This window comes from Kitasatospora fiedleri (assembly GCF_948472415.1).
Lineage (GTDB): Bacteria > Actinomycetota > Actinomycetes > Streptomycetales > Streptomycetaceae > Kitasatospora > Kitasatospora fiedleri.
On the sequence record NZ_OX419519.1, the window covers coordinates 6,546,380 to 6,570,973 of the forward strand.

The window sequence follows — 24,594 nt, forward strand, 5'->3', positions numbered from 1 at the left end:
CGGGGCGCGCGCACCCCGGGCCGGTCAGTGGCCGGTCGCGGCCGGTCGGTCAGCCGCGGAAGTTGGCCGGGCGCTCCGGGGAGGCGGCGGCCAGGGCCTCGGTGACGGCCTCGACGCCCGCGCGCAGGCCGTAGACCGGCGTTTCGGGCTGCTGGCGCCAGGAGTCGTCGATGCCGCCGGCGTCGACCGTGTCGAAGCCGAGGGCGTCGATCAGCTCGCGCACCACCTGCTTGGCGGCCGGGTCGTCGCCGGCCACCGGGAGGGCGATCCGCTCGGGGTCGCCGGCCGGGCGGGGCGCGTCCAGGATGTCCTGGGCGTAGGTGCCGTTGAACGCCTTGACCACGGGGTGGCCGAGCTGCCGCTCCACCCAGCGGCTCTCGGTCAGTCCCTCGTCCTCGATGGCGGCGATCCGGCCGTCCCGCTCGCGCGGGTAGTAGTTGTTGGTGTCGAGCAGGACGAAGCCGTCGGCCGCGCCGGCCAGCAGGTCGTCCGGCAGGGCGGGGACGTTCTTCAGCGGGACGGTGACCACGACCAGCTCCGCGCCGGCCGCCGCCTCGCCGGCCGGGACGGGCGTCGCGCCGGTCTCGGCCGCCAGGTCGGCCAGGGTCTCGGGGCCGCGCGAGTTGGCCACCGCCACCTGGTGGCCGAGGGCGGTGAGGCGGCGGGTCAGGTTGCCGCCGATGTTGCCCGCTCCGATGATGCCGATCTTCATGGGGTGTGCTCCGTGCTTCTCGGGCCGGTGCCGCGGTCCGGTTCGGTTCGGTTCGTGGACGGCTGGGCGCGCCCACGTGGATGCCGAACCGGCGGACCCGGCCGGATGTTCCCGGCCCGGAGAAGTCGTACTGACGGAGGGTCAGGCGGCCTTCGGCGACTCGTTGTACTGCGCGGCGGGCTCCTGCCCGGAGAGCGCCTGGATGGCGGCCATCACCTCGTCGGTGACCTGGCGGCGGGCCTTGGCCGAGCGGGCCTGGCCGTGCAGCTCGTCGAAGTGCAGCGGCTCGCCGAACGTGACGCTGATCTTCCGCAGCCGGGGGATGCGCTTGCCGACCGGCAGGATGTGCTGCGGGCCCTCCAGGGCCACCGGCACCACCGGGACGCCGGCGGTCAGCGCCAGCCAGGCCACGCCGGTCTTGCCGCGGTACAGGCGGCCGTCCAGCGAGCGGGTGCCCTCCGGGTAGATGCCGAAGGCCCGGCCGGAGTTCAGGATCTCCAGGCCCTCGTCCAGCGAGGCGGTGGCGGCCCGGACGCTGCCGCGCTCCACCGGGACGGCGTTGATCACGTGGGTGAAGAAGAACCGGGAGACCGCGCCCTTGACGCCCTTGCCGGTGAAGTACTCGGCCTTGGCCAGGAAGAACACCTGGCGCGGCGCGGCCAGCGGGATCACCACGCTGTCCACGAACGACAGGTGGTTGCTCGCCAGGATCACCCCGCCCTTGCGCGGCACGTTCTCCAGGCCCTCGATCGTCGGCCGGTAGAGGGCCTTGGCGAGCGGCTTGAGCACGAGCTTGGTGACGAGGTCGATCACGGTGTGGCCCTCCCTGGCCGGACAAACGGTACGGCCGGGGGACGTCCCCGGCCGGGGTCTCGCCGCGGGGCGAGGCGCGCGGCTCGGAACAGGGCCGAACCGCGCGGGTACCGAACCACTGGGTAACGGACCGCAGACTACGACATGCACCCCGAGGTCCGTCCACATTCCGTGCGGCGGTGGCGCTGCGATCCTCGTCACGACCGCCTGTCGGTCACCCGCCGTCCCGAATAATGAGACGGCGGGACCGCGGGACGGCGAGGTGCGGGGCGGGCGGTCAGGACCGGAGCGGGAAGATCCGGCTGACCACCCGCTCGGCGGCCCGGCCGTCGTCCCAGGGGCAGAACCGCTCGCGGAAGCGCCGCCGGGCCTCCGGCTCCGGGTCGCCGGCCAGCAGCGCCTCGGTGAGCGCCTCCTGGTCAGTGGTGACCGCGCCGGGCGGTTCCTTCATCAGGTCGAAGTAGACGCCGCGGACCTCCTGGTACTCCTCCCAGTCGGGGCGTACACGGCGATCGGCCGGTCCAGCACCGCGTAGTCGAACATCATCGAGGAGTAGTCGGTGACCAGGACGTCCGCGGCCAGGTAGAGGTCCTCCACCGAGGGGTGGTCGGAGGCGTCCAGCAGGGTCGCCGCGCCGGGGCCGGTGGCCAGGTCGCCCGCGCCGCCGTCGTGGAAGTAGTGGGTGCGCACCAGCACCGTCCAGCCGGGGCCGAGCCGTTCGGCCAGCGCGGGCAGGTCGAGCAGCGGCAGGTAGCCGCCGCGGGACTCGCGGTGGGTCGGCGCGTACAGCACGGTGCGCTGCCCGTCGGCGATGCCCAGCGCGCGGCGGGCGTCGACGCACTGCTCGGGGGTGGCCAGGGCGAGCCGGTCGTTGCGCGGGTAGCCGGTGTCCAGGATCTGGTAGGTGCCGGGGAAGGCGCGGGCGAAGTGCCTGCTGGTGTGCGGGTTGGGCGAGACCAGGTAGTCCCAGCGCCCGACCACCTCGCGCAGCCGGTCGAAGTCCATCCCGTCCGCCGCCAGCGGCCGGTCCACCAGGTCCATGCCCATCGCCTTCAGCGGCGTGCCGTGCTGGGTCTGCACGTGCACGGTGCCGGTCCGCTTGGTCATGGTGTGCGGGAAGTTCACGTTGTTGACGAAGTACTTGGCGGTGGCCATCGCCTTCAGGTACGCGGGGGTGTTGACGATCACGTACGGCACCCCGGCGGGCAGCGTGGCGGCCCGCTCGGCGTTCTCCACCACCCACACCCCGTGCACCTGCGGGGCCAGCTCCCTGGCCTTGGCGTAGATCGCCGCCGGGTTGCAGGCGTACCCGCGGTGCCAGTACGCCGCGTACACCGCCAGGTTCTCGTCGATCGGCAGCCGCTTGAACGCGTTGTACGCGGTGAACCGGGCCCCGCTGCGGACCACCTTCTTCACCCCGGGCGCCACCGACCGGGTGCCGCGCTTGACCGCGCCGGGCAGCCGGCCGCCGCGGCGCAGCTCGGCGTAGGCGCGCCGGGAGCCGCGGGCGGCCAGCCGGTACTGGACGCCGCGCACGCCGGCCGGGTAGCGGTAGCCAGCCGGGCGGTGCCTGGCGAAGTGGCCGGTGATCCGGGCGAAGAACTCGGCGCGCAGCTCGGCGGGCACCAGGCCGGGGTGTCGTAGACGGTGAGCGCCTGCTTGACGGTGCGGTCGAAGACCAGGGTGCGCAGGGCGTCCGCGCGCTCGTTCCGGTCCAGGAAGGCGAAGATCGCGTCGTACTGGGCGAAGGCGTCGGCGTGCTTCGGGGAGGCGGTGGCGGTGATCGCGCCGGGGCGCCCGCGCCGGTAGTTGTAGCAGGGGCGGTCGAGGTAGAGCAGCCGGTCGGCGGCGAGCAGCAGCGGGTAGGTGACCGAGATGTCCTCGTAGTGGCCGCGGCCGAAGTGCACGTCCAGGCCGAGCAGGTACTCCCGGCGCATCACCTTGTTCCACACCGCGAGCACCGCGTTGAACAGCGCCGGGTGCTCGGCGGCGGTGCAGCCGGAGACCAGCGGGGAGCCGGCCAGCACCTTGCGCCAGGGGTTCGGCTCCCGGCCGCCGTCGGGGTAGACGTGGGTGAAGTCGGTGAGCAGCACGTCGGCGGGCAGCTCGCGGGCCGTCTCGGCGCGCAGTTCGCCGAGGACGGCGTCGATGCTGCCCTCGGGCAGCCAGTCGTCGCTGTCGACGAACCAGACGTAGGTGCCGGTGGCCTCGGCCAGGCCGGCGGTGCGGGCGCCGCCCAGGCCCCGGTTCTCGGTCAGGTGCAGCACCCGCATCCGCGGGTCGCCGGCGGCGTGCGCGTCGAGCAGCGCGCCGCAGCCGTCGGGGGAGCGGTCGTCCACCGCGATCAGCTCGACCTCGCCGGGGGCGGCGCCGTCGGCCCGGAGCGAGTCCAGGCACTGCGGCAGGAAGCGTTCCACGCCGTGAACGGGCAGGACGATGCTGAGCAGAGGTGGCACGTGCGTTCACTCCGCGAAGGGAAGGAGGGTGGCTGCCGGCGGGTCGCCCGGTACGGACACTCTACCGAGCGGGACTGGGCGCTCCCTGGGAGCGGGGTGGCGGCGGGCCCGGGCCGGTGGCGCTCCGCGCCGGGCCGCGGCACCCCGGGCGCAGGTGGTCGGGGTGACCGGGGTGTCGCGGACGGCGGGGAAACGCGACCGCCGGTGCCGCGCCGTACCAGCGGCGGCACCGGCAGCCCGGTTGGCGATCCGACCGACCCTCAACGGTCGACCGCCGGTCCGTCCACCACAGGGGAGCCGGGCCGCCGCAGCGTCGAGACGGCCTGACAGTGACTCACCGTGGTGTCGGAAGCATCACGGGATGGTCGGGTGATTCGTTCATACTCGAAATCACCCGACCGGGGATGGGTGGGTGTTCCCCGCTATCCCGTGTCGATACAGATATTGCTTGGAGGTTTCGGCCACGTCAATCCCTCGTATGTGTTCAATTTCTGAACACAGGATGTCCTGCGCACGGGGATGCCGTGTGCGGAGCATTGCCCGGCCCGCGGGCCGCTCCTATATTGACGCCACGTCTCACAAGTGGGGGGTACACCGAGGATGGCCGTCACACCGCCCGTACGACCGGTCAGCCCGCTCCTCAAGGCCCTCCTGCTCGGTCCGCTCGCCCTCGCGGCCGGCTGGGCCTTCCTGGTCCTGTGGCCCGCCGCCGACGCCACCGGCGACCTGTTCGCCTGGACGACGTCGCCCGTCACCGCCGTCCTGCTCGGCTCCGCCCATGGCGGCGCCGCCGCCATGCTGGCCCTCGCCGTCCGGGCCCGCTGCTGGGCCGAGGTCCGGGTGGCCACCGCCGCCGGCTGCCTGCTGATGCTGCTGATGCTCGCCACCACCCTGGCCGGCCGCCGCGACCTCCACCCGGACGGCGGCCCGCTGCTCGGCTTCCTCGCCGCCCGGGGCTGGCTCGCCGTCCACCTCGCCGCCCCGCCGGTCGGCCTGGCCGCCCTCGTCGCCCAGCTGCGCACCCCCGGCCCGGCCCCCGCCCGCACCCCCGGCTGCCCTGGTGGGTGGCCGTCCCGATGGCCGGCGCGGGCGCCCTGCTCGCCCTGCTCGGCCTCGTCCTGGTGCTGCGCCCCGACCAGCTCGCCGCGCACTGGCCCTGGACCGCCCGCCCGATCGACGTGCGCGCCCTCGGCGCCTGGACCCTCGCCTTCGGCGCCGGCCTGGCGGCGGCCTCCCGCGAGTGCGACCTGCGCCGGGTCCGCGGCGGGATGGCCGCCATGGTGCTCACCGGACTGCTCGGGCTGATCGGCCTGGCCCGCTACGGCGCCCGGGTCTCCTGGCACCAGCCCGGCGGCTGGATCGCCGTGCTGGTGCTCACCGCGCTGCTCGGCCTCGGCCTGTGCGGCTACGGCGTCTCCGCCCTGATCGACCCGCCGCCCGGCGCCGGACCGCGGCGCGAGCAGGAGGCGTTCGGGGAGGTCGAGGAGGCCGAACTACGCTGACCCGGGGCCGGAGCGGCCGTCCGCGCGCCCGGCGCACCCGCCGCCGCCGGTGCGCCCCGGCACGCCCCGACAACGCCCCGGGCCGCCGCAGCGCCTGACGCCCGGTCAGGGCTTGGATGGTGCACCATCAACCGATGCGCAGTCGTGACCGAGACCACCGCCCCCTGGTGAAGCGTCAGTTCCGTTCGCACGGTACGGTGGCGGAACACCAGGACGGTTGTGTGAAGGCCGTCGTAGCCGGATAGTCTTCGCCTCACGGCCCTGGCGCCTCGTAGGGGTGGGAAACAGATGGAACAGATGCAAGTGCGGCCGCGGCCCCGGGTGCCCGCGATCCAGTGCGGTGTCGGCACGACCGGCCGCCGGATCGACCGACACCTGTCCGTCCTCGGCGCGCCCGCGCTCCCGGTGGTGGACACGGCGGAAGCGCTCGGCCTGATAAGGGAACTGACGCCGCGCGGGCCCAGCGCCCCCGCGGCCGCCGCCTCGCCGCGCCGCAGCGCCCGGGTCTCCCTGATGGCCCCGCTGCGCCGCCTCAAGCGGAGCCTCTTCGGCAGCCGGGGCTGACCCCGGCGGTCCGGACGCGCGAGCGCCCGGACCGGTCGACGGGCCGCCCGCTGCCACGACCCGACGGACGGGGAGTCCGTCGGGCCTTCGGCGTCCCCGGGCGCGATCCGGCCCGGTGGCCGGTCCGGTGGCCGGTCCGGCCTGGCGCGCGGTGGCGGTGCACTGGCGCGCCCTGGCGGGCCCCTGGCGGTCGGGTGGCGTTCGGCCGGTGCCCCTACGAGGTCCGTACCAAGATCGGCCAGGATGGCCCCATGTCCGACACCTTCCACACCCAGACCCTCGACGTCGCCACCGGCCGGGACGAGGTCGCCCTCGACGTCACCGACCGCTGCCACGCCTTCCTCAGAGAAGTCGCGGACGGCCGCGACGGACTGCTCAACGTCTTCGTCCCGCACGCCACCGCGGGCATCGCCGTGATCGAGACCGGTTCCGGCAGCGACGACGACCTGCTCGCCGTGCTGCGCGACCTGCTCCCCCCGGACGACCGCTGGGAGCACCGGCACGGCAGCCCGGGCCACGGCCGCGACCACGTCCTGCCCGGCCTGGTCGCCCCGCACGCCACGCTGCCCGTGATCGGCGGCCGGATGGCGCTGGGCACCTGGCAGTCCGTCGTCCTGATCGACACCAACCGCGACAACCCGCAGCGCAAGCTCCGGCTCTCCTTCCTCGGCTGACCCCCGCCCGCTCCCGACGTCCGGGCCCGCCGGGTGGGGCGGGGGCCCGGCCGGGCGGGGCCGTACCCTTGGACGCATGGGAGAACCCGCAGCGGACCGGCAGCAGCCGTCGCCCTCGCCGCAGCCGTCGCCGCAGCCCTCGCCGCAACCGTCGCAGCAGCCGGAGGACCGGGTCTGCGAGGTGTCCGCCGACCCCGGGCAGGCGCTGCGCGGACTGCGCCCGGGCGGCGCGGGGGAGCGGGCCGCGTGCGTGCTGTGCGGCGAGCCGACCGAGTACCCGGCCGACGCGTCCGGCAGCCCGCTGTGCCCCGTCTGCACCTGGCAGCAGGCCCAGCGCGCCGCCTGCTCCGGCTGACGTGACGCCGGCCTCCGACGCGGGGCGGCTGGCGCGCCCGCACGCCACCCTCGCCTACTCCACCACCGGCCCCCGCCGCGGCCCGCTCGCCGTGCACGCGCACGGGGCGCTCTCCAGCCGGGCGCACGAACGGCGCGCCGGGCTGTTCGACTGGACGGCCGTCACCGCGACGCACCGGCTGGCCCGGTACGACGCGCGCGGCCACGGCGAATCCACCGGCCGGGCCGTCCCCGCCGACTACCACTACCCCGTGCTCGCGGACGACCTGCTGGCGCTCTGCGACCACCTCTCGCCCGACGCGCCCGTCACCGGCTTCGGCGCCTCGATGGGCACGGCCACCGTGCTGTGGGCCGCGCTCGCCCGCCCCGAGCGCTTCGACCGCCTGGTGCTGGCCGTCCCCGCCGTCGCCTGGGCGGCCCGGGAGCCCCGGCGCAGCGGGCTGCGGGCCGCCGCGACCCTGGTCGAACGGCGCGGCCGGGGCGCGCTGGACGCCGCCGCGAAACTCTCCGGCCCGCCCGCCGTCCTCGCCCGAGCCCCGCAGTACACCACCGAGTTCGACCTCGCCGAACCCCTCCTCCCGGCCGCCCTGCGCGCCGCCGCCGCCTCCGACCTCCCCACCCCCGAGACCCTGCGCGGCCTCCCCCACCCCACCCTCCTGCTCGCCTGGGACACCGACCCGCTCCACCCCCTCACCACCGCCCGCACCCTCGCCGCCCACCTCCCGAACGCCCGCCTGCACGTCGCGGACACCCTCGCCGAGGTACGGAGTTGGGACCGGCTGGCGGCCGGCTTCCTGGCGGAAGGAGAGCGGCGGAACGGGAACGATCGAGGTGCCGGGGCCTGAACCGGACCGGGAGGAGGCGCGCGCCCACCGGGGCGGCAAGCGCGATCCGGCCTTCCAGCGGAGCCTGCTGGAGCACGCGCCCGGTACCTGCCGGGTGATCCGGCCCGCGGGTGCCCCTCGAACCGCTCGCCACCCGCCTGCGGCTGACCGTGGAAGAGGGCCGGGACGGCCTCGGGCGTGCCGGAGCCGCCGTGTTCGTGATCGAGCGCACCCGCTTCGGCCTGAGCCGGGGCGACGGCGGCACCCGGCACCGGCGGGCTGCCGCAGGCGCGGTGTCCGGGCGGGGGTCAGGCGTCCTCGCGGGTGGTGTGGTGGACGGTGGAGCCGGTGCGGTGCTTGCGGACCAGGAGCTGGGCGGGGATGCGGGTGCGGAGGTCGGCGACGTGGCTGACGATGCCGACGGCGCGGTCGCGTTCGCGCAGGGAGTCGAGGACGTCCATCACCTCTTCGAGGGCGTTCTCGTCGAGGGTGCCGAAGCCCTCGTCGATGAAGAGGGTGTCCAGGGGCATGCCGCCGGCCTCGTCGGTGACGACGTCGGCGAGGCCCAGGGCGAGGGCGAGGGAGGCGAAGAAGGACTCGCCGCCGGAGAGGGTGGCGGTGTCGCGCTCGCGGCCGGTCCAGGCGTCGACCACGTGCAGGGAGAGGCCGGAGCGGCGGTTGCCGGAGACCAGGCCGTCGCTGTGGACCAGGGTGTAGCGGCCGCCGGACATCCGGAGCAGGCGCCGGCTGGCGGCGGCGGCGACCTGCTCCAGCCGGGCGGCCAGCACGTAGGACTCCAGGCGCATCCGCAGGGCGTTCTCGGCGGGGGCGCCGGCCAGCAGGGCGGAGAGCCGGCTGATCCTGGCGTGGGCGTCCAGGACGGGGGCGAGTTCGGTGGCCAGCGCGGCCAGTTCGCGGCCGATCCGGGCCAGGTCGGCGACCCGGCGGCGGGCCTGGTCGTGGGCGGAGTGCGCGCGGGCGAGGAGTTCGTCGGCGCGGGCGGCGGCGGCCCGGGCGGGTTCGGCGTCAGCGGGCGGGAGTTCGGCGGCGGCCCGCAGGGCGGGGTCGGCGAGCTGGGCCGCGGCGAGTTCGAGGTCGGCGTCGAGCTGCTTGAACTTCCCGCGCAGCACGTCGAGTTCGTACGGGGGCAGGACGGCGGCGTCCAGCGCGGCCAGGTCGGCGAAGCCCGCGGCGCGGGCGGCGCGGCGCAGCGCCTCGGTGCTCTCGTCGCGGTGGGCGCGGGCGGCGGCGGTGGCCCGGGTGGCGTCCAGCAGGGCGGTGGTGGCGGTGGACAGCGCGGTGACGGCGGCGGTGCGGACGGCCACCGACGGGGCGTCGCCGCGGACGGTGGCGAGCCGTTCCTCCAGGGTGGCGAGTTCGGCGGCCAGCGCGCCGAGCTGGCCGGTCAGGCGGGCGCTCTGCTCGCCGGCCTGGCGGAGCTGTTCGCGGTGGGCCGCGCCGTCCCGCTCCAGCCGTTCGAGCTGCTGGCCGAGCGGCAGCCAGCGTTCCGCCGCGTGCAGGAGCGCGTTGCGGCGGCTGGTCAACGCGTGGATGCCGGCGGTGAGTTCGTCCACGGTGTGGCCGCCGGCGGCGGCCTCGGCGGCGGCGGCCGCCGCGGTCAGGGCGCTCAGGTGGCGGGCGGCGGCGGCGAGTTCGTCCTCGGCGGCGTGCTGGGCGGCGCGGGCGCGGCGCTCGTCCCCGGCGGTGACCTGGTCGGCGGAGGGCTCGGCGGGGGCCGGGTGCGCGGGGGAGCCGCAGACCCGGCAGGGGGCGCCGGGGGCCAGGGCGGCGGCCAACTCGGCGGCCATACCGGTGAGTCGGCGTTCCTGGAGGTCCAGGGTGCGCTGCCGGGCGGCCTGGGCGGCGTCGGTCAGGGCGCGGACCCGGTCCTCGGCCCCGGTGCGGTCCGCCAGCAGCCGCAGGTGCCGGTCGGCGGACTTCCGCTGCTCGGTCAGCTCCTGGTGCCGGGCGTCGAGCTGGTCGAGCCCGGCGCGGGCCTCGCGGGCCGCCTCGCGGTCCTGCTGGAGGCGTTCGTGCCGGTTCTCGAAGTCGTCCAGCCAGCGGCGGGAGTCGGCCGCGAGGTCGTCCGCGCCGTCCCGTCGGCGGGTCAGCTCGGCGCGCTCGGCGAGCAGCGCGCGGTAGCGGGCCTCGTCGGCCCCGGCGGCCTCCAGCCGGCCCACCTCGGCGCGCAGCACCCCTTCGGCGGCGCGCAGTTCGTCGACGGTGCCGAGCGGGCCGGACCAGCCGGCGGCGGAGGCGCGGGCGGCCAGCTCGGCGCGGCGGGCGGCCTCCTCGGCCTCGGCGCGCTCCAGCCCGGCCAGCGCGGCGCGGTGCGGGGCGCGCAGCGGGGCCGGGGCCTCGGCGGCCAGCGCGGCCTCCAGCCGGGCCCGTTCGGGGGCCGAGCGGGCGGCCAGGTCGGTGAGCCGCAGGCGTTCCCGCTGGGCCAGCCGGTGCCGCGACTGCCGTTCGGCCAGGGCGTTCTGCCGCTCCAGCCGGGTGCGGGCCGCGGCCCGTCCGGCCTCGGCGGCGGTCAGCCGCAGCGCGGCGGACTCGGCCCGCTCGGCGGCGGTGACGCGGAGCATCGCCGCCCAGGCCAGCACCTCGCCGACCGGGGCGTCCTCGCCGGGGCGGTGCGCGGCGGTGTCCCAGCCGGGCCCGGCCAGCGGCCCGGCGGCCTCCTCGACGCGGGCGGCCAGGGCGTGCAGCCGCTGCCGCCCGCCCTGCACCTCGCGTTCGTGGCGCAGCCGCAACTCGGCCGTCCAGCGCTCCAGTTGCTCGAACCGGCCGGTGTCGAAGAGCCGGCCCAGCAGGTCGGCGCGCTGCTTGGAGTCGGCCCGCAGGAAGCGGGCGAAGTCGCCCTGCGGGAGCAGCACGACCTGGCAGAACTGCTCCCGGCTCATGCCCAGCAGCCGGGTCAGCTCCTCGCCGGCCTCCTGGTGCGAGCGGCTGACCGCCACCCAGCCCGGCCGGCCCGTCCCGGCGTCGGCGGCCCACTCGCGCAGCAGGGTCTGCGCCTTCTCCGGGGTCAGGCCGGTGCCGCGCTTCTTGGGCCGCCACTGCTCGGGGCTGCGGGTGATCTCCAGCCGCCGCCCGCCGAGCGTCGCCTCCAGCACCACCTCGGTGCGCACGCCCGGTGCGGCGTGGTCGCTGCGCACCCCGTTGCTCCGGCGGGTGCCGGGCAGTTCGCCGTACAGCGCGTAGCAGACCGCGTCCAGCACGCTGCTCTTGCCCGCGCCGGTGGCGCCGCGCAGCAGGAACAGGCCGGCGGCGGAGAGCAGGTCGAAGTCGATCCGCTCGGTGCCCGCGAACGGGCCGAAGGCGGTGACGGTGAGCCGGTGCAGCCTCATCGGGTGTGCTCCAAGCGGAGGGGGCGGGGCGTCATCGGGCGCTCTCCTCGGCCCGGCCGGCCGCCGCGCGGCGCACCGACTCCAGGCCCTCCAGCAGCCAGGACTGCTCGTCGCCGTCCAGCTCCCGGCCGGGGCGGACGTGGGCGACGAAGCCCTCCACCACCTCCTGGTCGGTGCGCCCGCGCACCCGCTGCGCGTAGGAGGTCCGGGCGGCCCGCTCGCCGCCCTCCGGTTCGAAGAGCAGTTGCAGGGTGTGCGGGAAGCGGGCCCGCAGCCGCTCCATCGCGTCGGCCGGGCGGACCGGGTCGGTCAGGGTGGCCTGCACCCAGCGGTCGACGGCGTAGGCGTGCGCCTCGGCGGCCAGCAGCTCGTCCAGCCGGCCCCGCAGCCGGGCGAGGCGGCGCGGCACCGGGCAGGGCACCCGGCGGGCCTCGACGGCGCCCGCCGCGTCCAGTTCGACCAGCCACATCGACTTCTCGTGCGCCGTCTCGGAGAAGGAGTACGCCAGCGGGGAGCCGGAGTAGCGCAGGTGCGGGGCGAGGGTCTGGCAGCCGTGCAGGTGGCCGAGCGCCGCGTAGTGCACGCCGTCGAAGACCGCGGCGGGCACGGACTCCACCCCGCCGACCGCGATGTCGCGCTCGCTGTCGCTGGCCGCGCCGCCGGTGACGAAGGCGTGCGCCAGCACCACCGCGCGGGTGCCCGCGGGGCGGGCGGCCAGGTCGGCGCGGACCCGGTCCATCGCCGCGGCCAGCACCTGCTCGTGGCCGCCCCGGGCCAGCCCCAGCCGTTCGCGCACCAGGGCGGGCTCCAGGTAGGGCAGCCCGTAGACGGCCACCGGCCCGTGCGCGTCGGCCAGCAGCACCGGCTCGGCCAGCGCGCCGGGGTCGGTGCGCAGGTGGATGCCGGCCCGGTCGATCAGCCGGGACGCGACGCCCAGCCGCCGGGCCGAGTCGTGGTTGCCGGAGATGAACACCGTCGGCACGCCCAGCTCGGCCAGCCGCCACAGCACCTCGTCGAAGAGCGCCACCGCCTCCAGCCCGGGCAGCGCCCGGTCGTAGACGTCCCCCGCGACCAGCACCGCGTCCACCCGCTCGGCCGCCGCGGTCGCCACCAGGTGCTCCAGGAAGACCCGCTGGGCCTCGTGCAGGCTCTCCCGGTGGAAGGACCGCCCCAGGTGCCAGTCCGAGGTGTGCAGCAGTCTCACGCCGACGCTCCCCGCAGCATGTCCCGTCACTCCTCGTCGATTCGGTGGTCCGGTCCGGCCGAGTACGAGTATCACAGGTGGCGGACAGCGCTCCGGGCGCGCGGCGGCGCGGGCGGTGACCCGGGTGGCGGCCGGGACTGTTCATCGGTCGGGTGTTCGGGGAAGATCATCAGGTGGTGCCGCGGGCCTACCGGGAGAGCGGAGGGAGTGGGATGGGCATCGAGTACAGCCCGGAGATCTCCGAACTGCTCGGGCGGGTGCGGCGCCGGCCGAACGCGGGGTGGCCGTGGCGGCCGGCCGAGGCGGTGCCGGCCGGGCTGCCGGTGAAGCAGTCCTGGGGGTGGCTGTTCGCGCCGGACGGGCGGGTGCTGACGCTGGTGAACCCGCGCGACGGGGTGGTCAGCCTGCCGGGCGGCTCGCTGGAGCCGGAGGACGCGGGGGACCCGGGGCGGGCGCTGGCCCGGGAGGCGGCGGAGGAGGCGCAGGCGCTGATCGCCGGGCCGGTCTACCTGGGCTACCTGTACGACCGGGTGGGGTCGGCCAACGGCGGGCACGAGTGCGCGCGGGTGCGGATGGCGGCGGCGCTGCTGGGGGCGGGGCCCTCGGCGCCGGACCCGGCGTCGGGGCGGCACTACCGGCGGCTGCTGGTGGCGCCGGGACTCGCGGTGGAGCTGCTCGGCTGGGGGCTGCCGGGGCTGCGGCAGGCGCGGGCGGCGGTGGCGGCGGCGGCCGCCCGGTGGGGGTGCCGGTGCGGGCGGACGAGACGATCGAGGAGCTGCCGGCCGCAGGCTGCCGGCTGCGCTGAGCCCCGCCGCGCCCCCGCCGTTCCCCGGCCGTTCCCCGGTCGTCCCCCGCCGGGCCGGTCCGGCGGCCTGATCGGACGTCAAGCACCCTTTCCGATGGTGCGATCACCCACTGATGGTATTTCCGCAGCCCAGGTCAGGGGCGGGTCTGCGCGCGTAGCTCCCCGTTGGGGCGGCATTCCGTGAACGTTCGTCAACTTCTTTGGCATGAGCGCTTCCCCCCGGACCTACTGACTGGTATCCAATGTGTGGCCTGCGTCACTCATGGAGGATCAGATGTCTCGCGTCCGTGCCGTTTCCGTCGCCCTCACCGCGGCGGCCCTGTCCCTCACCACCCTCGCCGCCGCCACCGAGGCGAACGCCGCCGGCGTGCGCTACGCCGCGCTCGGCGACTCCTACTCGGCCGGCGTCGGCTCCGGCAGCTACACCAGCGAGAGCGGCGGTTGCAGCCGCAGCACCAAGGCGTACCCGTACCTGTGGAACGCCGCGCACGCGCCCACCTCGTTCTCGTTCGTGGCCTGTTCGGGTGCGAAGACCGACGACGTGATCGCCAACCAGCTGGGCGTGCTGAACACCTCGACCACCCTGGTGTCCATCACCATCGGCGGCAACGACGCGGGCTTCGCCTCCACCATGCAGACCTGCGTGCTGAACAGCGAGAGCTCCTGCCTGAGCGCCGTCAACACGGCCAAGAGCTACGCCACCAACACCCTGCCGGGCAAGCTCACCAACCTGTACGGGCAGATCAAGTCGAAGGCGCCCAACGCGAAGGTCGTGGTGCTGGGCTACCCGCACCTGTACAAGGTGCCCGGTAGCTGCATCGTCGGGATCTCGGACACCAAGCGGACCGCGATCAACGGCGCGGCGGACACCCTGGACACGGTCATCGCCAAGCAGGCGGCGAACGCCGGGTTCACCTTCAAGGACGTCCGGACGGTCTTCGCCGAGCACGAGATCTGCGGCTCCTCGACCCAGTGGCTGAACAGCACCACGCTGCCGATCAGCGACAGCTACCACCCGAACGCGAGCGGCCAGGCCGGCGGCTACCTGCCGTCGTTCAGCGCCGCGGCCTGACGCTCCGGCGGCAGGCGGCAGCACGTCCGCGGGGACGGACGACCGGTGGCCGGGCTCGTGGAAGGAGCCCGGCCACCGTGGTTCCCGGGGCGGCGCTCAGCGCAGGTGGTCGCCGAGCGCGGCGGGCCGCAGACCGGCCTGCCCGGCCGCGTCCAGCGCGCGCCGGAGGTCGTCGGCCAGGGTGTCGGTGAAGTGCATGATGATCACGTCGCCGGGCTGGAGCGGGCCGCCGTGGTAGACGTTCGCGGCGCCCGAGGTGAAGTCGGCGGTCGCGGTCAGCACGTACGCCATGCCGCAGTTGGCGGCGGCCCGGAGGGTGTCGTCGTCGAAGGCGAAGTAGGGCGGCCGGAAGACCGTCGGGACGGTGCCGTAGCGCGCGGTGACCGCGTCCCGGGCGTCGCAGATCTCGGCCTGCTGCTCGGCCGGGGAGAGCGTGGTCAGGTCGCGGTGCGAGACGCCGTGGTCCTGGATCGAGGAGCCGGGCGCGGCGGTGACCCGGCGGAAGTAGTCCGGCTCGAAGCCCTCCGGCATCGGCAGCGGGAAGACGGTCACCGGCAGCGCGCGGTCGGCGATCAGTTGGGCCGCCTCCGGGGTGCGGGTCCAGCCGTCGTCGACGGTCAGGAAGACGACCTTGTCGTCGGTCGGCACGTTCCAGGTGGCGGGCGCGGGCGCCGGGCGGTCGCCGGTGACCGAGACGTCGTCCACCGCGATCGGGCCCTGGCCGTACCAGCCGTGCACGTACAGCTGCACCGAGGTGGTGGCCGGGCCGGTGGTGAAGCCGGTCGACAGCCGCTGCCAGCCGTCCCCGGTGGACGCCGTCCAGGCCGGGGCGACGTCGTGGCCGGTGCCGGTGGCGCCGAGGAAGGCGTACGAGCCGTGCACCCAGGCGCGGTACGTGTAGGCGGTGTTCGGGCGCACCGCCAGGGTCTGGGTGCACTGGCCGGTGGAGTCGCCGGCGGCCGGGGTGATCGCCAGGGCGGCGGTGCCGGTGCGGGCGGCGGCGGTGAGCGCGCCCTCGCCGGGCGCGCAGTGCCAGCCGGGGACCGAGCCCCAGTCGGCCAGCGGCAGGGTGGGGATCTCGAAGCCGGGGTTGGTGGCCAGGTTCGGCGCGGGGGCCGGGGCGTCCGCGTGCGCGGCCGGGACGGTGGCGGCGGAGGCCAGCGCGGCGGTGGCGGCGAGCGCCGCGAGACGGCGACGGGCGGAACTGAGCACGGGTCAACTCCAGTGTGGGGACGGGCGGAGGGGTGAACCCCGGAGGGGCGGGGATCGGGTGGGGGTCCTGCCGCACCAGGCCGGTGCACACAATGGACTGGACCAATCCCGGCGGTCAAGCGGAACCGGCCGACCGGCCGCCGAGATCGGTCAACCGGCGTAGAGCTCCTCGATGTCCGCCGCGTACCGCTCCGCCACCGCCGCCCGGCGGATCTTCAACGAGGGCGTCAACAGCCCCTCCTCCAGGGAGAACTCGCGCGGCAGCAGCCGGAACGCCCGGATCGACTCGGCCCGCGACACCGTGGTGTTCGCCGCCCCCACCGCCCGCTGCACCTCCTGGTGCAGCTCCGGGTCGGTGAGCGCCTGCCACATCTCCAGCGGCGGCCGCCCGCGCGCCCGCAGCCAGTGCGCCAGCGCCACCGCGTCCAGCGTGATCAGCGCCGCCAGGTACGGCCGGTCGTCGCCCACGATCAGGCACTGCGCGATCAGCGGGTGCGCCCGCACCCGCTCCTCCAGCACCGCCGGGGCCAGGTTCTTGCCGCTGGAGGTGACGATCACCTCCTTCTTGCGGCCGGTCAGCGTCAGGTAGCCGTCCTCGTCCAGCACCCCCAGGTCCCCGGTGGCCAGCCAGCCCCGGCACAGCGCCTCGTCCGAGCAGCGCGGGTGGTTGAGGTACCCGGAGAACACGCCCGGGCCCTTCACCCACACCTCGCCGTCCTCGGCGATCGCCACCGTCGAACCAGGCAGCGGACGCCCCACCGTGCCGAACTTCGGCCGCCGCGGCGGGTTCGCGGTCACCGGCGCGGACGACTCGGTCAGCCCGTAGCCCTCGTACACCGTCATGCCCGCGCCCGCGAAGAACAGCCCCAGCTCCCGGCCCAGCATCGACCCGCCGGTCATCACCGCCCGCACCCGGCCGCCCAGCACCTCCCGCACCCGCTGGTACACCAGCCGCTCGTACGCGGCGTGCCGCACCCGCAGCGCCGGCGAGGGGCCCGGGCCGGTGCGGTGCGCCCGGCGCTCCCAGGCCGCCGCCCACTCGACGGCCACCCGCTCGGCCTGCTCGAACAGCTCCAGCCGGCCCGCCGCCTCGGCGGCCTCCCGGGCCCGGCGGTGGATCTTCTCGAAGACGTACGGCACCGCGTGCAGGAAGGTCGGCCGGAACGCGGCCAGGGCCGGCAGCAGGCTGTCCGAGGCCAGCTTCGCGTGGTGGCCGATCCGGATTCCGCCGCGCACCGCCGCCACCTGGGTCAGCCGCCCGAACACGTGCGCCAGCGGCAGGAACAGCAGGGTGGCCGGCTGCCCGCCGCCGGTGTCGCGGAACACCTCGTCCCAGCCCGCCAGCAGGGCGTCCGCCACCGCCGCGAAGTTGCCGTGGGTCAGCAGGCAGCCCTTGGGACGGCCGGTGGTGCCCGAGGTGTAGATGACGCTGGCCAGCGAGTCCGCCGTCACCCCCAGCCGCTGACGGTGCACCAGCGCGTCCGGCACGCCCGCGCCGTCCGCCGCCAACTGGGCCACGCAGCCGCGGTCCAGCTGCCAGATGCCGGTCAGCTCCGGCAGCGCGTCGCACACCGCGCCGACCGTCATCGCCTGGTCCTCGTCCTCCACCACGCAGGCCACCGCCGAGGTCTCCGCCAGGATCCAGCGGACCTGGTCGGCCGAGGCCGTCGGGTACACCGGCACCGTGATCGCCCCCACCGACCAGAGCGCGTAGTCGAACAGCGTCCACTCCCAGCGGGTCGCCGACATCACCGCGACCCGGTCGCCGTAGCGCACCCCCCGGGTCAGCAGGCCCTTGGCCAGCGCCAGCACCTCGTCGCGGAACCCGGCCGCCGTCACCGGCGTCCAGACGCCGTCCACCAGCCGGGACATCAGCGACAGCCGCGGCTCCCGCTCGGCCCGGTCGAACACCGAGTCGGCCAGCCCGCCGGCCGGCCCGCCGCCCAGCGCGGGGCTGCTGAACTCTCGCACGGTACCCCCGATCCCGCCCCGAACCACCCACCCGGACCGGGCCCGCACGGCCCGGTCCGCCCGGCCGGCCGAGGGCCGGACCGCGGTACCGGCGAAGCTACCCGATCGGCGCGGCGCTGCCCAGAGTCACCGTCCGGCGACGCCCCGCACCGGAGGAAGCCCCGCAGGTCGGGGCCATGCCAGACCCCGGCGGGGAAATTAAAGGACGATCCGGACAACAGCCGATCACGATGCACTTCCACCCTACGAACGGGCGGTCAGGAAGTAGTAGGCTCGCGGCTCTCGAACCCGCCCGCACCCACCCCTGCCCGCGCGCACCCGCCCCCGCCCGCCCGCGTCCGACAACCTTCCCGCCCGAGGACCACTAAGGACCCGTATGCGCCTGCGCCGCAGCTCGATCCGCGCGAGGATCGTCGCGCTGCTCCTGGTGCCCATCGCGGCGCTCAGCGGCCTGTGGGTGTACGCCACGCTCGTCACCACCGGCGACGTGTGGAGCCAGATCGACCTCGGCTCCACCTACACCGCCTTCGGCGGCCCCGCCGACCGGTACGCCTACGACCTCCAGCAGGAACGCGCCGCCGCCGTGCTGCGGCTGGCCGCCCCCGCGAACGCCGGCTACGCCGCCGCCTACGACAAGGCCCGCACCACCACCGACCGCGACCTCCAACTGCTGCGCTACCAGGGCGCCAGCCACGACGCCGGCAAGCTCGACGCCGACCAGCGCGCCCGCTACCAGGACGTGCTCGCGGTCGCCGACCAGCTCGGCGCGATCCGCAACCAGATCGCCCAGTCCCGGCAGAGCTGGGACGGCGCGCTCAAGGACTACAGCGACCTGATCAGCCCGGTCTTCGCGTTCCGCTCCTCCTTCATCGCCAAGCAGACCGGCTCGCTGCCCCGCCAGGGCACCATCCTGGTCGAGCTCTCCCGGGCCGGCGAGTACCTCTCCCAGGAGACCGCCGCGATGCGCGCCCTGCGGGCCGCCCCCCTGGCCGACGCCCAGGACCCGCGCAAGCAGCAGGTCGCCCTGGACGCCATGAACGCCCAGCAGGCGCTGTTCCGGATCTACATCGCCGAACTCGACGACCAGGACCGGCAGGCGTACAACGCGCTGCGCCTGGGCTGGAACTGGAGCTGGCTCACCGCCGCCGAGACCGGCTTCGACAAGGCCGCCGACCGGGCCCTGGAGGTGCGCGGCGGCCCCACCGACTCCTGGGGCGACCCCGCCGACAAGGTCCTCACCGACATCGACGCGATCAACTCCCGGCTGGCCAAGGAACTCGGCGACCAGGCCCGCGACAGCGCGATCGACGCCCTGGTGCGCGGCGGCACGGCCGGCCTGATCGGCCTCACCGCGGTCGTCCTGTCGATCGTCATCTCCTACCGCACCGGCCGCCGCCTGGTGCGCGAACTCGTCGGCCTGCGCAACGCCGCCGCCGACCTGTCCGCCACCCGGCTGCCCTCCGTGATGCTCCGGCTGCGCCGCGGCGAGCCCGTCGACGTGGTCGCCGAGGTGCCCCCGCTGGAGTTCGGCGCCGGGGAGATCGGCCAGGTCGGCCGGGCCTTCAACGAAGTCCAGCGGGTCGCCGTCGAGGCCGCCGTCGAACAGGCCGAACTGCGCCGCGGCGTCTCCGCCGTCTTCGTCAACCTGGCCCGCCGCTCCCAGGTGCTGCTGCACCGTCAGCTCACCCTGCTCGACACCATGGAGCGCCGCACCGAGGACCCGCGCGAACTGGAGGACCTGTTCCGGCTCGACCACCTCACCACCCGCATGCGCCGCCACGCCGAGGGCCTGATCATCCTCTCCGGCGGCTCGCCCGGCCGCGCCTGGCGCAAGCCGGTCCGGATGGTCGACGTGGTGCGCGCCGCCGTCGGCGAGGTCGAGGACTACGCCCGGGTGCAGGTGCGCCCGTTCCCCGGCACCGGCCTGCTCGGCTCCGCGGTCGCCGACGTCACCCACCTGGTCGCCGAACTCGTCGAGAACGCCACCGTGTTCTCGCCGCCGCACACCCAGGTCACCGTCCAGGGCGAGGTGGTCGCGCACGGCTTCTGCCTGGAGATCGACGACCGCGGCCTCGGCCTGGGCGAGCAGCACCTGGAGGAGATCAACCAACGCCTGTCCGTGGAGCAGGAGTTCGACCTCGCCGACACCGACCGGCTCGGCCTGTTCGTGGTCTCCCGGCTGGCCCGCCGGCACGGCATCCGGGTGCACCTGCGGCCCAGCCCCTACGGCGGCACCTCCGCGGTCGTGCTGATCCCGCGCGAACTGCTCGCCGAGACCGTCGAGACCGCCCCCGACGCCCCCCGGCAGGGCGCCGAGGACACCGGCACCCACCGCCGCCCGCCCGCCCCGGCCGCCGCCTCCACCGCGGTCGCCGTCCCGGCCCGCGGCCAGGGCGCGCACGCCGCGCCCGCCGCCGCGCTCGGCGGGCCCCGCCCGTCCGAGGCCGAGCCGTCCCGCACCCCCGGCGGGCTGCCCCGCCGCCGGGCCGCCGCCGCGGCCCCGCAGGCCGCCGCCGGGGGCACCGGGCGCCACCGCCGCCCCGAGGAGGACGGCGAGCGGCCCGCGCTGCCCGCCGCCGCTGCCGGACCGGCCGCGGGCCCGGCTGCGGGCCCGGCGCTCACCCCGGTGGCCGGCGGACTGCTGCCCAAGCGGGTCCGGCAGGCCAGCCTGGCCCCGCAACTGCGGCCCGGCGCCGAACCGGAGGCCGCCGAACCGGCCCGCGCGCGCGACCCCGAGGAGGCCCGCTCCGCGTTCGCCTCCTTCCAGCGCGGCTTCGCCCGCGGCCGCGGCGACCGGCTCCAGCCCGCCTCGCTCACCGTGGTGCGCTCCGAGCCGGAGTCCCCCGACGGCGCCCGCACCCCCGAACGGCCCGCGCCGGTCCGCCCCCCGGGGCCCGGACAGCAGCCCCGGCTCCGGATCGCGCTGCCGTCCGCGCCGGTGCCGCACGCGCTGCCCGCCGCCCCCGCCCGCTCCGTCCCGTCGGCGCACCCGACGCCGACCGCACCGCCCGCACCAGCAGAAGGAACCGAATCATGACCGCAACAACACCGCCGTCCGGGGACCTCGACTGGCTCCTCAACGACCTGGTCGGCCGGGTGGCGACCCTTCGGCATGCGGTGATCCTGTCCAGCGACGGCCTGGCCACCGGCGTCTCCAGCGGCCTGGACCGGGAGGACGCCGAACACCTCGCGGCGGTCGCCGCGGGCTTCCACAGCCTCGCCAAGGGTGCCGGACGGCACTTCCGGGTCGGCGGCGTCCGGCAGACCATGGTCGAGCTGGACGAGGCCTTCCTGTTCATCACCGCCGCCGGCGACGGCAGCTGCCTGGCCGTGCTCAGCGACGCCGAGTCCGATGTGGGCCAGATCGCCTACGAGATGGCACTGTTGGTCAAGCGCGTCGGCGAGCACCTGGCCGCCGAGCCGAGGACCGACACCACGCTGCCCGGGAGATGACCGATTCGATGAGCGAGCCCGAGCCGACCGAGCCGACCGGGGCCCCCGCCCCGGCCGACCTGAGCGGTGCGACCGGGGACGGGCAGGCGGCCGGCGAAGGACCGGTCGACCTGTTCGCCCCCCGCACCCCGGTGGACGACCGCTGGTTCGACGACGAGGCCGGACCGGTGGTCCGGCTCTTCTCCATGACCAGGGGGCGCGCCCGCCCGGACGACGACGGCCTGTTCGACCTGATCTCGCTGGTCACCGCCGCCGGGCCGGACCCCGGTCCCGGCGGCGCCCGGCCCGACCCGCGCGCCCGACCTCACGCTCGACCCGGAACACCACGCGATCCTGGAACTCTGCCGCGACGAGCCGCTGAGCGTCGCCGAGCTCGGGTCCTACACCGACCTGCCGGTGAGCGTGGTCCGGGTCCTGCTCGGGGACCTCCACGACGCCGACCTGATCAGCGTCACCCGACCCGTCCAGCTCGCCCAACAACCGGACGAGCGCCTGCTGCGAGACGTGATCAATGGCCTCCGTGCACTCTGACGCCCCGTCGTCCCCGCCGCCCGCAAAGCCCCCTGGGGCGCCGACGCGGTCAAGATCCTGATCGCCGGCGGCTTCGGCGCGGGCAAGACCACGCTGGTGGGCGCGGTCAGCGAGATCCGCCCGCTGCGCACCGAGGAACTGCTCAGCGAGGTCGGCCGGCCGGTCGACGACACCGCCGGGGTGGAGGCCAAGCGCACCACCACCGTCGCCATGGACTTCGGCCGGATCGACCTCCGACCCGGCCTGGCCCTCTACCTGTTCGGCACCCCGGGCCAGGACAGGTTCTGGTTCGTCTGGGACGAGCTGGCCCGCGGTGCCCTCGGCGCGGTCGTCCTCGCCGACACCCGGCGGCTGGCCGACTCCTTCCCCTCGGTCGACTACTTCGAGCAGCGCGGCATCCCGTTCGTGGTCGCCGTCAACTGCTTCGAGGGCACCGAGGTCTACGCCCCGAGGACGTCCGGGCCGCGCTCGACCTGCCGGCCGGGGTGCCGGTGCTGCTGTGCGACGCCCGGCGGCGCGAGGACGGCAAGGAGCTGCTGATCCGGCTGGTCGAGCACGCGGCGGCCCGCCTCGGGGTGCGGCTGTAGCGACCGCCGGGGCGCGCCCGCGGCGCCGCCGCGGCGCGGCGTGTCCGCGGTGCCGCCGCAGCACCGTCGTGGCGCGCCCGTGACGCGGCCGTCGTGGGGCTGTCGCGCGGCCGTCGTGGAGCTGTCGTGCGGTCGTTGCACTGCCGCTGCCGACTTCTGACGTCCATGCAGGTCAGCGCGGTGGCGTCCGGATGGTGGACGGTTTCCGTCTCGGTCTGCGGATGGGGTGGTGCAGTGGGTTGCCTTCCGGGCACCGGGCGTGGAAGTCTCGTACCCGTGCCCGCCGCCGTTCCGCCGCGGGCCCGACACGATTTCGGGGGAGGAGCAGCGCCATGACCGTCTCGGTCCGCCTCTCCGCACTCCCCGTGCTCACCGTCCGCCGGTACCTCGACCACGGCCGGATCTACAGCACCTGCTGTCGCTGACGCACCGCCACTCCTCCCCGCTCGACGCCGGGGAGTGGCGGTTCCGTGCGTCCCGTCGACCCCCTGCCGCGCTCCGGAGAGCAGCCGTGCACCTTCGCACCCTCCTCGAACCGTTCTGGCCCTCGCGCCGGAACCACCACTTCGACCAGACCTGTCGGCGCGCACCCCGCGCCTCCCGGCCCCGGACCTGACCCACCGTCAATCCCCGTGCGCCGGAAGCGCAGACGACGACCACCCCCCGACCGTCACGCGCGAAAGAGCCCTCACATGTCGTACGCCACCGCCACCGCCGCCACCACCTCGACCCCGCACCTGCGCGCGGTCCGCGCCCTCCCCAACCTCGCCCCCGCCACCACCGTGACCGAGCACCGGCGGCCGATCCCGCCGCGGCCGGTGGGCGCGGCCGTCGCCCCCGCCCCGGTGTCCGTCGCCCCGGCCCCCGCGCCGGAGAGCCTGCTGGCCGGGCTCCAGGACGGCGCGGCCGTGGTCGCCGCCCTCCCGCAGTCCGTCCTGCCGCAGGCGCTGCTGGCGCAGCTCGGCGCGGCCAACTCCCCGCTGGTGGGCTACCTGGTGCTGGTGCCCGCGGAGGGCCAGAGCACCGCCGCCGCCACCGCCACCGCTGCGGTCGCCGAGGCCCCCGCGGCCCGCCCGTTCACCCGCCCCGCCGACAGCGGCATCTCCGTCGACCTGGACCGCCGCAACGCGTACGTCGACGGCTCCCTGCTCGACCTCACCTACCTCGAGTTCGAGCTCCTCGCCCACCTCACCGAGCACCCGCACCGGGTGCACACCCGCGACCAGCTGGTCCACACCGTCTGGGGCTACGGCCACGTCGGTGACGGCCGCACCGTCGACGTGCACGTCGCCCGCCTGCGCCGCAAGCTCGGCGCGGCCTACCGCGACACGATCGTCACCGTCCGCCGGGTCGGCTACAAGTACGCGCCGGCCGCGTAGCGGGCGCGACGCGCGACGGGGGAACGCGCGCGAGCGGCACACACCGGCGAGGCCGTGGCCGGGACGACCTGTCGTCGTCCCGGCCACGGCCTCGCCGCGTGTTCAGCGCTGGTCCGGGGGGAGCAGGAGGACCGCCAGGGCCCGGGCGCAGGTGTGGGCGTGGGCCAGGGTGCGGGGCAGCGCCTCGTCGGGCAGGTGGGCGGGGGTGGAGCGGACGGCGAGCGCGAAGCGGGCGGTGCCGGCGCGGTCGAGCACGGGGACGGCCAGGGTGCGGACGCCGGTGGCGGACTCGCCGTCGTTGAGGGCGTAGCCGCGCTCGCGGGTGCGGGCGAGTTCGGCGTCGAGGGCGGCCGGGTCGGTGAGGGTGCGCGGCGTGTAGGCGGGCAGCGGCCCGCGCAGCGGCGTCTCGGCGGGGAGGGCCAGGCGAGCAGCACCTTGCCGAGCGCGGTGGAGTGCAGCGGGCGGCGCAGGCCGAGGCCGGTGGAGGGCAGGACGGAGCCGCCGACCAGGATCACGGCGTGCGGGCCGGAGCGGATGGCGAGGTCGGCGGTGGCACCGGTGCGCCGGGCCAGCTCGGCGAGTTCGGGGCCGGCCAGGTGCAGTCCGCGCTGGTGGAAGCTGAGCTGGCCGAGTTCGGCGACGGCCGGGCCGAGCCGGTAGCGGGCGGTGCGCTCGTCCTGGTCGAGGAAGCCGGTGGCGACCAGGGTGCGGGCCAGGCGGTGCGCGGTGGAGACGGACAGGCCCATCCGGCGGGCGAGTTCGGAGGCGCTCAGGTCGGGCCCGTTGTCGTGGAAGCAGTGCAGCAGGCCCAGCGCCCGGTGGACCGCCTGGGCGCCGGGCGGCGGGCCGGTCGGCGGGGCGGGGAGGGTTCCGGGGCCGGGCATCGCACCTCTTCGTGGGTCGGCTCGTCGGGTCAACTTCCGTGCTTTTACCAGGATATGGGAGTGATCACTGCGGCAGTGTGTCGGCAGCATTGCGGCTGTCCGGCCTTCCGTGAACAGGTGATCCCATCATCTGGCAAGGCTTGATTCCACCCCCGGCCGGGTGGAACGCTCAGCTCACCAGCCGGTCCGAACAGGAAGGAGTCCACCGTGAAGACGTACCGGGGCCACTCCTCCTGTTGTCGCTGACCGC

General features: G+C 75.7%; 18 protein-coding genes and 4 pseudogenes. 13 read left to right on the forward strand and 9 right to left on the reverse strand.

The features are described 5' to 3' along the window. Nucleotides 1–49: 49 nt before the first annotated feature. The 4 genes and pseudogenes from QMQ26_RS29540 to QMQ26_RS29560 form a co-directional block, all read right to left on the reverse strand. Nucleotides 50–712 (reverse strand): NADPH-dependent F420 reductase, encoded by a 663-nt coding sequence (locus QMQ26_RS29540; RefSeq protein ID WP_100839570.1) that lies wholly within the window; start codon nt 710–712, stop codon nt 50–52. Between the two features lie 141 nt (nt 713–853). Then, entirely contained in the window at nt 854–1,525 is a 672-nt protein-coding gene (locus tag QMQ26_RS29545; protein WP_100839569.1) for a lysophospholipid acyltransferase family protein, read from the reverse strand. Between the two features lie 277 nt (nt 1,526–1,802). Further along, a pseudogene (locus QMQ26_RS29555) lies at nt 1,803–2,953 on the reverse strand (CDP-glycerol glycerophosphotransferase family protein). Next, entirely contained in the window at nt 2,938–3,981 is a 1,044-nt protein-coding gene (locus QMQ26_RS29560) for a glycosyltransferase family 2 protein (RefSeq protein ID WP_282203353.1), read from the reverse strand. The pseudogene QMQ26_RS29555 and the gene QMQ26_RS29560 overlap by 16 nt, the downstream one beginning before the upstream one ends. A gap of 600 nt (nt 3,982–4,581) precedes the next feature. Between QMQ26_RS29560 and QMQ26_RS29565 the strand changes: the two genes are divergently transcribed. The 6 genes from QMQ26_RS29565 to QMQ26_RS29590 all read left to right on the forward strand — a co-directional run bounded on the left by QMQ26_RS29565 (nt 4,582) and on the right by QMQ26_RS29590 (nt 7,920). Further along, the gene (locus QMQ26_RS29565) at nt 4,582–5,286 is read left to right on the forward strand and encodes a hypothetical protein (RefSeq protein WP_282203354.1); all 705 of its coding nucleotides are present in this window, start codon (nt 4,582–4,584) and stop codon (nt 5,284–5,286) included. Continuing rightward, the gene (locus tag QMQ26_RS29570; RefSeq protein WP_282203355.1) at nt 5,259–5,483 is read left to right on the forward strand and encodes a hypothetical protein; all 225 of its coding nucleotides are present in this window, start codon (nt 5,259–5,261) and stop codon (nt 5,481–5,483) included. Before QMQ26_RS29565 ends, QMQ26_RS29570 begins: the two co-directional genes overlap by 28 nt. Nucleotides 5,484–5,771: 288 nt before the next feature. Beyond that, nucleotides 5,772–6,047, forward strand: coding sequence for a hypothetical protein (locus QMQ26_RS29575; protein WP_100839567.1), 276 nt, complete (start codon nt 5,772–5,774; stop codon nt 6,045–6,047). A 251-nt stretch (nt 6,048–6,298) separates the two neighbouring features. Continuing rightward, nucleotides 6,299–6,721: a secondary thiamine-phosphate synthase enzyme YjbQ gene (locus tag QMQ26_RS29580; RefSeq protein WP_282203356.1), complete on the forward strand. Its 423-nt coding sequence runs from the start codon at nt 6,299–6,301 to the stop codon at nt 6,719–6,721. A gap of 76 nt (nt 6,722–6,797) precedes the next feature. Continuing rightward, nucleotides 6,798–7,076, forward strand: coding sequence for a hypothetical protein (locus QMQ26_RS29585; RefSeq protein ID WP_282206710.1), 279 nt, complete (start codon nt 6,798–6,800; stop codon nt 7,074–7,076). Between the two features lies 1 nt (nt 7,077). After that, nucleotides 7,078–7,920, forward strand: a complete 843-nt coding sequence (locus QMQ26_RS29590; RefSeq protein ID WP_282203357.1) for an alpha/beta fold hydrolase — start codon at nt 7,078–7,080, stop codon at nt 7,918–7,920. A gap of 287 nt (nt 7,921–8,207) precedes the next feature. Here QMQ26_RS29590 and QMQ26_RS29595 read toward each other — a convergent pair whose 3' ends face one another. Both QMQ26_RS29595 and QMQ26_RS29600 read right to left on the reverse strand, forming a co-directional pair. After that, nucleotides 8,208–11,246 (reverse strand): AAA family ATPase, encoded by a 3,039-nt coding sequence (locus QMQ26_RS29595; RefSeq protein WP_282203358.1) that lies wholly within the window; start codon nt 11,244–11,246, stop codon nt 8,208–8,210. A 31-nt stretch (nt 11,247–11,277) separates the two neighbouring features. Beyond that, the gene (locus QMQ26_RS29600) at nt 11,278–12,450 is read right to left on the reverse strand and encodes an exonuclease SbcCD subunit D (RefSeq protein WP_282203359.1); all 1,173 of its coding nucleotides are present in this window, start codon (nt 12,448–12,450) and stop codon (nt 11,278–11,280) included. A gap of 212 nt (nt 12,451–12,662) precedes the next feature. Here QMQ26_RS29600 and QMQ26_RS29605 point away from each other — a divergent pair, with 212 nt between their 5' ends. Both QMQ26_RS29605 and QMQ26_RS29610 read left to right on the forward strand, forming a co-directional pair. Beyond that, nucleotides 12,663–13,439 carry a hypothetical protein gene (locus QMQ26_RS29605; protein ID WP_282203360.1) on the forward strand — a complete coding sequence of 259 codons (777 nt, stop codon included), beginning with the start codon at nt 12,663–12,665 and terminating at the stop codon, nt 13,437–13,439. Nucleotides 13,440–13,529: 90 nt separating this feature from the next. After that, a complete protein-coding gene (locus QMQ26_RS29610) occupies nt 13,530–14,327 on the forward strand; it encodes an SGNH/GDSL hydrolase family protein (protein WP_100839562.1) in 798 nt (265 codons plus the stop codon). Between the two features lie 96 nt (nt 14,328–14,423). On the opposite strand, the gene QMQ26_RS29615 is transcribed toward QMQ26_RS29610, so the two are convergent. Then, nucleotides 14,424–15,539: a polysaccharide deacetylase family protein gene (locus QMQ26_RS29615; protein ID WP_282203361.1), complete on the reverse strand. Its 1,116-nt coding sequence runs from the start codon at nt 15,537–15,539 to the stop codon at nt 14,424–14,426. A gap of 150 nt (nt 15,540–15,689) precedes the next feature. Further along, nucleotides 15,690–17,510 (reverse strand): AMP-dependent synthetase/ligase, encoded by a 1,821-nt coding sequence (locus QMQ26_RS29620; protein ID WP_282203362.1) that lies wholly within the window; start codon nt 17,508–17,510, stop codon nt 15,690–15,692. A gap of 376 nt (nt 17,511–17,886) precedes the next feature. Here QMQ26_RS29620 and QMQ26_RS29625 point away from each other — a divergent pair, with 376 nt between their 5' ends. The 5 genes and pseudogenes from QMQ26_RS29625 (at nt 17,887) to QMQ26_RS29645 (ending at nt 23,460) form a co-directional block, all read left to right on the forward strand. Continuing rightward, complete coding sequence (locus tag QMQ26_RS29625; RefSeq protein WP_282203363.1) at nt 17,887–20,547, forward strand: sensor histidine kinase; 2,661 nt, start codon at nt 17,887–17,889, stop codon at nt 20,545–20,547. Then, nucleotides 20,544–20,963 (forward strand): roadblock/LC7 domain-containing protein, encoded by a 420-nt coding sequence (locus tag QMQ26_RS29630; RefSeq protein WP_100839558.1) that lies wholly within the window; start codon nt 20,544–20,546, stop codon nt 20,961–20,963. Before QMQ26_RS29625 ends, QMQ26_RS29630 begins: the two co-directional genes overlap by 4 nt. Before the next feature lie 8 nt (nt 20,964–20,971). After that, nucleotides 20,972–21,494 (forward strand): annotated as a pseudogene (locus tag QMQ26_RS38445) (DUF742 domain-containing protein). A 54-nt stretch (nt 21,495–21,548) separates the two neighbouring features. Continuing rightward, nucleotides 21,549–22,081, forward strand: a pseudogene (locus QMQ26_RS29640) (GTP-binding protein). 692 nt (nt 22,082–22,773) lie between these two features. Next, nucleotides 22,774–23,460: a winged helix-turn-helix domain-containing protein gene (locus QMQ26_RS29645; protein ID WP_282203364.1), complete on the forward strand. Its 687-nt coding sequence runs from the start codon at nt 22,774–22,776 to the stop codon at nt 23,458–23,460. Nucleotides 23,461–23,562: 102 nt separating this feature from the next. Here QMQ26_RS29645 and QMQ26_RS29650 read toward each other — a convergent pair. Further along, a pseudogene (locus tag QMQ26_RS29650) lies at nt 23,563–24,344 on the reverse strand (IclR family transcriptional regulator). Nucleotides 24,345–24,594 lie beyond the last annotated feature (250 nt).

Coding starts and splice junctions, on each gene's coding strand:
- QMQ26_RS29625 (WP_282203363.1), top strand. CDS start 17,887: ATGCGCCTGCGCCGCAGCTCGATCCGCGCGAGGATCGTCGCGCTGCTC.
- QMQ26_RS29630 (WP_100839558.1), top strand. CDS start 20,544: ATGACCGCAACAACACCGCCGTCCGGGGACCTCGACTGGCTCCTCAAC.
- QMQ26_RS29585 (WP_282206710.1), top strand. CDS start 6,798: ATGGGAGAACCCGCAGCGGACCGGCAGCAGCCGTCGCCCTCGCCGCAG.
- QMQ26_RS29605 (WP_282203360.1), top strand. CDS start 12,663: ATGGGCATCGAGTACAGCCCGGAGATCTCCGAACTGCTCGGGCGGGTG.
- QMQ26_RS29580 (WP_282203356.1), top strand. CDS start 6,299: ATGTCCGACACCTTCCACACCCAGACCCTCGACGTCGCCACCGGCCGG.
- QMQ26_RS29575 (WP_100839567.1), top strand. CDS start 5,772: ATGGAACAGATGCAAGTGCGGCCGCGGCCCCGGGTGCCCGCGATCCAG.
- QMQ26_RS29540 (WP_100839570.1), bottom strand. CDS start 712: ATGAAGATCGGCATCATCGGAGCGGGCAACATCGGCGGCAACCTGACC.
- QMQ26_RS29595 (WP_282203358.1), bottom strand. CDS start 11,246: ATGAGGCTGCACCGGCTCACCGTCACCGCCTTCGGCCCGTTCGCGGGC.
- QMQ26_RS29570 (WP_282203355.1), top strand. CDS start 5,259: ATGGTGCTCACCGGACTGCTCGGGCTGATCGGCCTGGCCCGCTACGGC.
- QMQ26_RS29610 (WP_100839562.1), top strand. CDS start 13,530: ATGTCTCGCGTCCGTGCCGTTTCCGTCGCCCTCACCGCGGCGGCCCTG.
- QMQ26_RS29565 (WP_282203354.1), top strand. CDS start 4,582: ATGGCCGTCACACCGCCCGTACGACCGGTCAGCCCGCTCCTCAAGGCC.
- QMQ26_RS29645 (WP_282203364.1), top strand. CDS start 22,774: ATGTCGTACGCCACCGCCACCGCCGCCACCACCTCGACCCCGCACCTG.